This window comes from Nonomuraea turkmeniaca (assembly GCF_005889735.1).
Classification (GTDB): domain Bacteria; phylum Actinomycetota; class Actinomycetes; order Streptosporangiales; family Streptosporangiaceae; genus Nonomuraea; species Nonomuraea turkmeniaca.
Genome location: NZ_VCKY01000331.1, coordinates 1 through 9,533, shown reverse-complemented (window position 1 = coordinate 9,533; position 9,533 = coordinate 1). Strand labels below are relative to the sequence as shown.

11 protein-coding genes are annotated in these 9,533 nt (G+C 72.5%); 5 read left to right on the top strand and 6 right to left on the bottom strand.

Features of this window, described 5'->3' with window-relative positions; translation table 11 throughout:
• The 3 genes from ETD86_RS49765 to ETD86_RS49755 form a co-directional block, all read right to left on the bottom strand.
• Positions 1 to 339: biotin/lipoyl-containing protein (locus ETD86_RS49765; RefSeq protein ID WP_342779360.1), on the bottom strand; the 339-nt coding region annotated here is incomplete at its 3' end.
• Positions 340 to 378: 39 nt separating this feature from the next.
• Complete coding sequence (gene lpdA, locus ETD86_RS49760) at positions 379 to 1,743, bottom strand: dihydrolipoyl dehydrogenase (RefSeq protein ID WP_138673614.1); 1,365 nt, start codon at positions 1,741 to 1,743, stop codon at positions 379 to 381.
• A 51-nt stretch (positions 1,744 to 1,794) separates the two neighbouring features.
• Positions 1,795 to 3,264, bottom strand: a complete 1,470-nt coding sequence (locus ETD86_RS49755; RefSeq protein ID WP_138673613.1) for a leucyl aminopeptidase — start codon at positions 3,262 to 3,264, stop codon at positions 1,795 to 1,797.
• A gap of 104 nt (positions 3,265 to 3,368) precedes the next feature.
• Here ETD86_RS49755 and ETD86_RS49750 point away from each other — a divergent pair, with 104 nt between their 5' ends.
• The 3 genes from ETD86_RS49750 to ETD86_RS49740 are packed head-to-tail and all read left to right on the top strand — an operon-like array spanning position 3,369 to position 5,574.
• Positions 3,369 to 3,716 (top strand): GntR family transcriptional regulator, encoded by a 348-nt coding sequence (locus ETD86_RS49750; protein ID WP_138673612.1) that lies wholly within the window; start codon positions 3,369 to 3,371, stop codon positions 3,714 to 3,716.
• The gene (locus ETD86_RS49745) at positions 3,713 to 4,678 is read left to right on the top strand and encodes an SdpI family protein (protein ID WP_138673611.1); all 966 of its coding nucleotides are present in this window, start codon (positions 3,713 to 3,715) and stop codon (positions 4,676 to 4,678) included. The genes ETD86_RS49750 and ETD86_RS49745 overlap by 4 nt, the downstream gene beginning before the upstream one ends.
• Entirely contained in the window at positions 4,675 to 5,574 is a 900-nt protein-coding gene (locus ETD86_RS49740) for a CPBP family intramembrane glutamic endopeptidase (protein ID WP_138673610.1), read from the top strand. The genes ETD86_RS49745 and ETD86_RS49740 overlap by 4 nt, the downstream gene beginning before the upstream one ends.
• Before the next feature lie 41 nt (positions 5,575 to 5,615).
• Here the strand turns inward: ETD86_RS49740 and ETD86_RS49735 are convergent, their stop codons facing one another.
• Positions 5,616 to 6,563: an adenosylcobinamide-GDP ribazoletransferase gene (locus tag ETD86_RS49735; RefSeq protein ID WP_138673609.1), complete on the bottom strand. Its 948-nt coding sequence runs from the start codon at positions 6,561 to 6,563 to the stop codon at positions 5,616 to 5,618.
• A gap of 33 nt (positions 6,564 to 6,596) precedes the next feature.
• On the opposite strand from ETD86_RS49735, the gene ETD86_RS49730 reads away from it, so the two are divergent.
• Positions 6,597 to 7,397 (top strand): ABC transporter ATP-binding protein, encoded by an 801-nt coding sequence (locus ETD86_RS49730; RefSeq protein WP_138673608.1) that lies wholly within the window; start codon positions 6,597 to 6,599, stop codon positions 7,395 to 7,397.
• Positions 7,398 to 7,421: 24 nt separating this feature from the next.
• Here the strand turns inward: ETD86_RS49730 and ETD86_RS49725 are convergent, their stop codons facing one another.
• Positions 7,422 to 8,438, bottom strand: coding sequence for a bifunctional adenosylcobinamide kinase/adenosylcobinamide-phosphate guanylyltransferase (locus ETD86_RS49725; RefSeq protein ID WP_138673607.1), 1,017 nt, complete (start codon positions 8,436 to 8,438; stop codon positions 7,422 to 7,424).
• 42 nt (positions 8,439 to 8,480) lie between these two features.
• Positions 8,481 to 9,203 carry an SCO2322 family protein gene (locus tag ETD86_RS49720; protein WP_138673606.1) on the bottom strand — a complete coding sequence of 241 codons (723 nt, stop codon included), beginning with the start codon at positions 9,201 to 9,203 and terminating at the stop codon, positions 8,481 to 8,483.
• Positions 9,204 to 9,285: 82 nt separating this feature from the next.
• On the opposite strand from ETD86_RS49720, the gene ETD86_RS49715 reads away from it, so the two are divergent.
• The gene (locus tag ETD86_RS49715) at positions 9,286 to 9,492 is read left to right on the top strand and encodes a hypothetical protein (protein ID WP_138673605.1); all 207 of its coding nucleotides are present in this window, start codon (positions 9,286 to 9,288) and stop codon (positions 9,490 to 9,492) included.
• The last annotated feature ends 41 nt before the right edge of the window (positions 9,493 to 9,533 follow it).

The following is a 9,533-nucleotide window of genomic DNA, read 5'->3' as shown; positions in this document are numbered from 1 at the left end:
GGCCGGCGCGGGGGCGGGCTCCGGCTCGGGCTCGGGCTCCGGAGCAGGCGCCTGAGCGGGGGCCGCCGCCTCCGGAGCCGGCGCGGCCGCGCCGGGCTGGGCGTTCTCGTCGATGACGGCGAGCTCGGCCCCGACCTCGACCGTCTCGTCCTCGGCCACGACGATCTTGGTGAGCACACCCGCGGACGGCGACGGGATCTCGGTGTCGACCTTGTCGGTCGACACTTCGAGGAGCGGCTCGTCAGCCTCGACGCGCTCGCCCTCCTTCTTCAGCCAACGGGTTACGGTGCCCTCGGTCACGCTCTCGCCGAGCTGGGGCATCTGTACGGAGACCGGCATCGTTATTCTTCTCTCGCGTTCTGATCTCGAGGGCTTGGACTAGTTGTGTACGTGCAACGGCTTGCCGGCCAGGGCCAGCATCGCCTCACCCATGGCCTCGGACTGGGTCGGGTGTGCGTGGATGAGCTGGGCGACCTCTGTGGGCAGCGCCTCCCAGTTGTAGATCAGCTGGCCCTCCGTGACGAGCTCGCCGATGCGCCGGCCCACCATGTGGACACCGACGACGCGGCCGCCCTTCTCGGCGATGACCTTCACCGCACCAGAGGTGCCGAGGATCTGGCTCTTGGGGTTTCCGGCGAGGTCGTAGACCTGTTCGACGATCTCGATGCCGCGCTCGGCCGCCTGCTTCGAGGTGAGCCCCACCGAGGCGACCTCAGGGTCGGAGTAGGTGATGCGCGGCACGCCCGCGTAGTCGATGGCCGGCGGGTTGAGCCCGGCGATGTGCTCGGCGACCAGGATCCCCTCAGCGAACCCGGCGTGGGCCAGCTGCAGGGTCGGGATCAGGTCGCCGATGGCGTAGATCCCCGGCACGGAGGTGCGGCAGTGCTCGTCGACCACGACGGCACCGCGCTCTACGGCGATGCCCTGCTCCTCGAAGCCCATGCCCGAGGAGACCGCGCCCCGGCCGACCGCCACCAGCAGCAGCTCGGCGTCGAGGGTCTTGCCGCTGGCCAGGGTGACGACGACGCCCGTCTCGGTGGTCTTGGCGCTGTCGAAGAAGACGCCCAGCTCGTATTTGATGCCGCGGCGGCGGAAGGCCCGCTCGAGCAGCTTGGAGCTGGACTCCTCCTCGGTCGGCAGCAGGTGCGGCAGCGCCTCGACGATCGTGACCTCGGCGCCGAACGAGCGGTAGACGCTGGCCAGCTCGACACCGATCACGCCGCCGCCCAGCACGATCACCGAGGTGGGGACGCGGTCCATCTTCAAGGTGTGCTCGCTGGTGATGACGCGCTCGCCGTCGATCTCCAGGCCGGGCAGCGACTTGGGCGCCGAGCCGGTGGCCAGCACGATGTTGCGGCCCTCGTAGACGTCCTGGCCCACCTGGACCCTGTTGGCGCCGACCAGCCGGCCCTCGCCCTCGACGATCGTCACGCCCGCGCCCTTGAGCAGGCCCTGCACGCCCTTCCAGGCACGCGTGACGATCTTGTCCTTGAACGCGTGCACGCCCTGCACGTCGATGCCGTCGAAGCGGGCCTTGACGCCGAACGCCTCGCTCTCGCGGGTCTCGTCGGCGACCTCGGCCGAGTGCAGCAGAGCCTTCGTGGGGATGCATCCCCTGTGGAGGCAGGTGCCGCCGATCTTGTCCTTTTCGATCAGAGCGACCGACTTGCCCAGCTCAGCCGCCCGAAGCGCGCAGGCGTAACCGCCGCTGCCGCCCCCTAGGACGACGATGTCATAGGCCACAGGAAGGCTCCTTGTCGGGGTGTTCGTGATGCCGCCATCTTTTCATTTGTTTCAGATGCTCGCGTGCCGCTCGGCGAGTCCGATGAGGGTGCGGGTGATGGCGCCCGTCCCGCCCTTCGGCGTGTAGCCGTACGGTTCGCCCTTGTTGAAGGCGGGCCCGGCCATGTCGATGTGAGCCCAGCGCACCCCATCGGGCACGAACTCCTTCAGGAAGATGCCCGCCGCCAGCATGCCGCCCCACCGCTCGGGATGGAGGTTGGCGATGTCGGCGATCGGAGAGTCCAAACCCTTGCGCAGCTCCTCCGGCAGCGGCATGCCCCAGGCGCCCTCGCCGGCCGCGCCCGCGGCCTCGACGACCAGCTCCCTGAGCGCGTCGTCGTTGGCCATGACGCCGGAGATGCGCCAGCCGAGCGAGACGATCTGTGCGCCGGTCAGCGTGGCCACGTCGACGATCACGTCGGGGTTGTCCTCGGCGGCCCGGGCGATGCCGTCCATGAGCACCAGCCTGCCCTCGGCGTCGGTGTCGAGCACCTCGACCGTCTTGCCGCTGTAGCTGTGGATGACGTCGGAGGGGCGCTGCGCGGTGCCGCTCGGCAGGTTTTCCGCCAGGCACAGGTAGCCGACGGCGTTGACCGGCAGGCCGAGCCTGGCGATGCCGATCATGGCGCCGAGCACCGCGCCCGCGCCGCCCATGTCCGACTTCATCCAGTCCATCGCGTTGGACGGCTTGAGCGACAGGCCACCCGAGTCGAACGTGATGCCCTTGCCCACGAAGGCGAGCGTCTTGCCGGCCTCCGGGTGGCCGTAGGAGAGGCGGACCAGGCGCGGCGGGTTGGCCGAGCCCTGGCCGACGCCGACGAGGCCGCCGTAGCCGCCGTCCTTGAGCTGCTTGTCGTCGAGCACCTCGACGCTGAGCCCGGCCTTGCCGCCTGTCTGTTCGGCGACCTCGGCGAACTTGGCCGGCCACAGGTCCGAAGGCGGCATGTTGACCAGGTCGCGGACCAGCGCGACGGACTCGGCCAGCACGCCCGCGCGCCTGGCGACGTCCTCGGGCTGCCCGGAGATCACGGTCAGCTCGGCCACCGGCGCCTTCTGCTCGCCGTTCGTGCGGTAACGGGAGAAGGAGTAGGCGCCGAGCAGGCCGCCGAGCGCGACCGCCTCGGCCTCCTCGGGGGAGCCCGCGGGCAGGGCGAGCGCGGCGCGCGGGGTGCCCGCGAGGGACCGCACGGCCGCGCCGGCGGCGCGGCGCAGGCCTTCGGCGTCGTAGGAGTCGCCGAGCCCGACCGCGACCAGCAGCGGGGCGGCGATGGCGCCGAACGTGGGCAGCTTGGCCAGCTCCCCGGCCTTCCCGGAGAAGGCGACAGCGCCGAGCGAGGCGGCCAGCTTGCCGCCGAAGGCCGCGTCCAGGGACGCGGCGCCCGTGGCGGGCTTGGGGCCTTCCGCGCTCGACATGAAGCCGACGATCAACGCGTCGGTGTCCAGGGAGACGGGATCTGCTGAGTTCAGCCGCACAGTGGTCACGTAAACCGATGCTATCCAGGGTTTCTGCGTACTCACAAACAGGGGTTCATCCTACAAATCCTCGGTGGCGTTTTCCAAGACATGGTGCTAGTGTCATTAGCACCATGCTGCTGACGCTCGATCTCAACGACGCGCGGCCCCTGCACGAGCAGGTGGCCGGCGCGATCCGGCGCGCCATCGGGGACGGCTCCTACGCGCCGGGAGACCGCCTGCCGCCCGCCCGCGACCTGGCCCAGGCGCTCGGCATCAACCCCAACACCGTGCTCCGGGCGCTGCGCGACCTGCGCGACGAAGGACTGCTGGAGTTCAGGCGCGGACGCGGCGTCAGCGTCGCAGGCCTGGCCGGCGGCCGCGCCCTGCTCGTGCAGCGGGCGCGCGAGCTGTTGGAGGAGGCCAGGAAGCACGGCTACGGCCGCGACGACCTCATCGCCATCTTGGAGGAGCTGCCATGACCGCTCGAGTAGCCGCCGCCGCGTGGGGACTGCTCGTCCTCGCCGGGCAGATCCTGCTGCCCCTGTCCGTGCGGGACCGGCTGCCTGACCCGCTGGCCACGCACTGGGGGCCGGGTGACCGGCCCGACGGCTCGATGCCGTTCACCGTGTACGTGGTGATGGTGGTGCTGGTCTGGGCGGTGCCGTGGCTCGGCCTGGTCGTGGCGCGGGCGCGCGCCTTGACCCACAGGCAGGGCCGGATGTTCTGGTGGGGCGTGTTGTTCGCTACGGGCGTGTTCGCGTTCGGCATGAACGTCACCACCGTGCTGGCCAACCTGGGCGCGCCGGACTGGCGCGCGGCGCGGCTGCCGGGCTGGGCCGTCCTCGCGGTCATCGGCGTCGCGCTGGCCGCCGCCGTGGCCGCCGGCTATCTGGGCAGGGGAGCGCCCGACGAGCCCGTGCCCGCCGGCACGCGGCCGCCGCTGCTGCGGCTCAGGGCGGGGCAGCGGACCGTCTGGGTCGGTCACGTCGCCAATCCCTGGCTGACCCTGTTCAACGCCGTCATGGCGGCCGGGCTGGCCGTGCTGGCGGTGTTCTCCCTCGCGGGCGTCGTGCCGGGTAAACCGGCGGCCCTGATCCTGCCCGTGCTCGTCCTCGTGCTGGCAGTCGGGGTCCTGATCTCGTCGGTGTCCGTACGGGCCGGGGACGACCGGGTCGTCATCCAGTTCGGGCCATTGGGCTGGCCGGCGCGCAGGATCCCGCTCTCCAAGATCGAGTCGGCCTGGGCGGAGGTCCGCCATCCGAGCCGAGTCGGCGGATGGGGCATACGCGGCCTGCCAGGAGGTGTCACCATCATGCTGCGCGGCGGCGAATGCCTGGTGCTCGGCTACCGTAGCGGCGGGCAGCTGGCGATCAGCATCGACGACGCCGCGCGCGGCGCCTCCCTCATCAACGCCCTCATCAACGAGCGAGTGGAATCATGAAAAGACCTCTGCTCATCTTCATCGTCCTGGCCTTCGGGCTGTCCTGGGCGGCGGTGCTGCCCATCTGGTTCGCCGGCGGGCTCGCGTCGCCGCTGCTGGCCGGGCTGGCCACGCTGATGATGTTCACGCCCACGGTGGGAGTGCTCGGGGTGTGGGCGGTCTCGCGCACGCCGTTCAAGGAGTGGGCCAGGCAGACCGGCCTGACGCTCGGCGAGCGCAAGGGCCGCACGGGTGCGATGGTGCTCGCCGCCTGGTTCGGCGTCCCCCTGCTGGTGTTCCTCGCGATGGGGCTCAGCGCCGCGGTCGGGCTGGTCTCGCTGGACCTCGGCGGGCTCAGCCTGCTCAGGGCGGCGCTGGAGGGGCGCGGCGCGCAGGTGCCCGCCGACCTCGGCTCGGTGGCCGCGATCCAGGTCGTGCTGGCGGTGCTCGCCGGTCCCGCGCTGAACGCGATCCCGGCGCTGGGGGAGGAGTGGGGCTGGCGCGGCTGGCTGCTGCCCCGGCTCGTGTCCAAGAACGGCGTCTTCGCCGGGCTGCTGCTCTCCGGCGCCGTGTGGGGCCTCTGGCACGCGCCGCTCACGCTGCTCGGCTACAACTATCCGCGGCTCGGGTCGTGGGCGGCGCTGTTCTTCATCGGGTTCTGCGTGCTGGCGGGGGTGCTGCTCGGGTGGTTGCGGCTGCGGACAGGGAGCGTGTGGCCCGCCGTCGTGGCGCACGGCTCGCTCAACGCGGTGGCCCCGGCTGCCATCCTGCTCGGCGACGCCGCCGCCCCGCCGAACGAGGTGCTGACCGGGGTGACCGGGTTGGTGGGGTGGGTCCTGCTCGCAGTGGTCGGTGCGGCCCTGCTCCGCTTTTTCCCTGTACGCCCTCCGCAGCCGGTCGCCGAGCCCGCCGCCTGACCGAGCCCGCCGCCTGACCGAGCCCGTTCGGCCGTGGCCTGTCAGCCGAGGAGCGCGCAGGCCACCAGCGTGGCGGCCGTGGCCGTCTCCACCAGGGCGCCGAGGACGTCGCCGGTGATGCCGCCGAGGCGCCTCGTGGTGCGCCGCAGGAGCAGCAGGGCGGCCGCGAGCCCGGTCAGCAGGCCCAGCGGCAGCGCGAGGAAGGCGGGCAGTCCCAGCCCGGCCTTGCCCGGCGGCAGCGAGGACGAGGACGCCATGCCACCGAGCGCCGGCGGCTCGTCGATCTCGATCGGCTCGACGTAGATGGCGGCGTCACCGTACCTCAGGCCGGGAGGAAGGTCCCGAGCGTCCGACCCGGCGTACCACGCGGCCGCCTCTCGGGCCAGGGCCGCCGGTCCGCCGTCCCAGACGCGGCAGTCGGCGGACAGGCCGAAGGCGGCCGAGGCGAGCAGCGCGGCGAGGGTGACGAGCCAGGGCGCGGAAGGGCGTACCGTGCCGGCGACCGTCGCCCCAAGGCCGTCCGTCCGGGCGGCGGGGACGCTCGCGCGGCAGGCCCACGTCAGGGCCAGCCGCCCGGCCACGCAGGCCGTGACCAGAGCCGCGAACCCGGCCTCCGCCAGCGCCGCCACCTGGACGAGCAGCGTGAACACCAGAGCCATCACACCGAACGGCCCGATGTCCGACTTTTTCATGATGTCGAGCGCCTGATCGGCGGGCTTGCCGCTGCCCAGCCCGTCGGCCAGATCGGCCAGCCCGTCGAGGTGCAGGCCCCGGGTCAGCACGGCCAGCAGCCCGATCGCCAGTGCCGCCCCCAGCAACGCGGGCGCGGGCAGGCCCAGGGGAAGCCCGGCGACCGCGCCGAGCGTCAGCCCGACGAGGGGCGCCAGCGTCATCGCCCGCCCCGCGACCTCCCGGTCCGCGCGTTCGACCCGTACGGGGAAGACGCTGAGCGTCCCCACCGCGAACCGCAACCCGTGCATCAGCCGCATATCCGACGATCGTAGGGCCACTAGTGTGGCGGGATGCACGTGGTTGAACTCGAAGGCGTAGGTGTCCGGGTTGTCGGCAAGTCGCTGCTGGACGCGGTCGATTGGCAGGTGGACTACGGCGATCACTGGGTGATCCTCGGCCCCAACGGCGCGGGCAAGACGACGCTCCTGTCGCTGGCGGGGGCCGTACGGCATCCCAGCGAGGGCATGGTCAAGGTGCTCGGTCACCGGCTCGGGCGGGTCGACGTGCGGGAGCTGCGCCGCCACATCGGCCTGGTCGCCTCCAGCCAGCGGCTCATCGACGAGGAGCTCATGGAAGAGGAAGGCGCGACCGCGCACACCGTGGTGCTCACCGGGCACACGGGGACGAGCGTTCCGCTGTGGGACAAGTACGGCGACGGCGAGCGGGACCGGGCCCACCGCCTCCTGGCCGACTTGGGGTGCAAGGACCTGGCGGACCGGCCGTTCCGGGTGTGCTCGCAGGGCGAGCGGGCCAGGATCCGCGTCGCCAGGGCGCTCATGGCGGACCCGGCGGTGCTGCTGCTCGACGAGCCGTTCGCGGGGCTGGACCTGCCGGCGCGCGAAGACCTCATCACCGCGGTCGAGGACCTGGCGGCGACCAGGCCGGTACTCACCACCGTGACGGTGACGCACCACCTGGAGGAGGTGCCGGCGACGACCACGCACGCCATGCTCATGCGCGACGCCCGGGTGCTGGCCGCCGGGCCGATCACGGACGTGCTCACCCCGGCCAACCTCTCCGACTGCTTCGGCCGCCCCCTGAACGTGGACCGGCTCGACGGCCGCTGGTACGCCCGCGCCGTCCGCCCGTAACGGCGCTTCTGACCGGCCCGGCGGTCACAGCTCCAGGAGCCGTCCCGCGACCAGCAGCGCCACGTACTCGGACTCGGCGGCGAGGCGCTCGTTGAGCCGGCCGAGCGTGTCCCTGAACAGGCGCCCGCTGGCCGTCGCGGGCACCACCCCCAGCCCCACCTCGTCGGAGACCGCCACGATCGGCTCAGGCGCCTGCCGCCACGCAGCCACCAGCTCGTCGCACCGGACCTCGACCGGCGCGCGGTCGCCCTCCCATGCGCCATGTTCGTCGAACACCGCCGCCAGCCAGGTACCCAGCCCGTCGATCAGCAGCGGTGTGGTGGCGTTCGCGATCGTGGTGGCCAGGTCGGTGGTCTCGACGGTGTCCCAGTGCGCGGGCCGCCGTGACCGGTGCGCCCGCACCCGCGCGGCCCACTCGCCGTCGCCCGCCCCGCTGGGCCCGGTCGCCACGTAGGTCACGTAGGGCTCCGTGGCCAGCCGCGACTCGGCCTCCGCCGACTTCCCCGACCGCGCCCCGCCCAGCAGCAGCGCCCGCCGCACCGGCCCGTCCTGGGCCTTCGGCGGCGTTGCGTCAGGGACCTCCAGGGTCGTTCCATCCGGCAGGGCCACCGCGCCCCACAACCGCAGCCGCCTGTCCAGGTCCTCCGGCCGGACCCGATGATCCAGCCCGATCGCCACCACCCGCGTCGCCTCGTCCACGAGCCCGGCCCGCCTGAGCTCGCCGAGCCGCTCCGGCCGGTCCAGCACGTCGATCAGCACCACGCCGTACCGCGCGGGCACGGCCGCGGCCAGGCCTGGCGGCAGCTCCCGGCCCGGTGGCACGCACAGCAGCGCCGCGCCGTCCGGGCCGACCAGTCCGAGGCCGCCGGCGCAGACCCGGTACCCGTGCGGCACCTCGGCGAACGGAAACCGGACCGTGCCGTCCACGACCAGCTCGAACGGGCGGCGATGCCCCGGCGGCAGCCCGGCGCAGGAGACGCACCGGCAGCCGGGCTCGGGGCGGCCCGAGCCGCCCGCCGTACCGGAGAGAAAGACCTTCACCGCGCCGAGCGTACAGAGGGCTCCAGAATCCGGACCGTCCGGCTACCGGCCCGCCGGGACGGAGGGCTTGGCACGGCGGCGGGTGGCGACGACGGCGCCGCCGGCGATCAGGGCGAGGACGCCCGCACCACCCGCGATCAGCCCGACCGGGAGCCCGCCCCCGCCGTCCGGGGCAGGGGCGGCGGAGGCCAGCTGGGTGCCGTCCTTCTCCTTGGCCGGATAGTCGTTGACGGCCACGACGTCGCCCTGGCCGTTCACCCGCACCTTGGCCGCCGTGGCAAGGAGTTGCGCCGCGGTGGCGTCCTTGGCCCCGGCCACGCACTTGAGCGTCCCCTGGGCGGGCGGCTGGTCTCCGGGGTAGGCGTCGGTGTCGCCGTCGCCGAAGTCCACCACCACCGCCACCCGCTTGTGCCCGGACGCCGCCGGATCCTTGCCGCACACGGTCTCGAACGCCGGCAGGTCCCCGCCGGGAGACTCGCTCGCCGCTCCGTCCGGCGCCGCGGAGAAACGCCAGCCGATGACCGAGCCGTCCGCCGGCGTATCCCCGGCCGCGGTCGCCAGCCAGGCCGTGCCGTCGCTCTGCCAGACGCTCCACAACCGCGTGGCATGGGGGTCGGCCGCGCCGGGCAGGGGGCCGTGAGGATCGATCGAGGGCGCGGCGAGGGCGGACAAGGCCGAGGGTGCGGCGAGGGCGGAGGAGGGGAGGGAGAGGAAGGCGGCCGCCCCGAGGGCGGCTCCTGCCGCAACACGGTACGCGCGCAGCATCGATTGACCTCCAAGCTCGGGAGTAGGGTTCCAGTGCCGTCGGAAGGTGCGCCGGCGAACCCGCGGAAAAGGAGCGTATGGCATGACATGGCGGTGGCGTTATGAAAATGCAAATGGTGGTGAGGTAACGGACCGCCCTTTGCCGCGAGAGGTTTTTCCGAGCCAGGCGGACGCGGAGTCCTGGCTCGGCGAGAACTGGCGTGAGCTGCTCGAATTTGGTGTCGAGCAGGTTGCGCTGCTGGATGAGGACCGCGTCGAATACGCGGGATTGTCATTGCGCCAGGAGTGAATTCCGGATAAATAGAAAACCCCTTGAGCACTGTTGTGGCT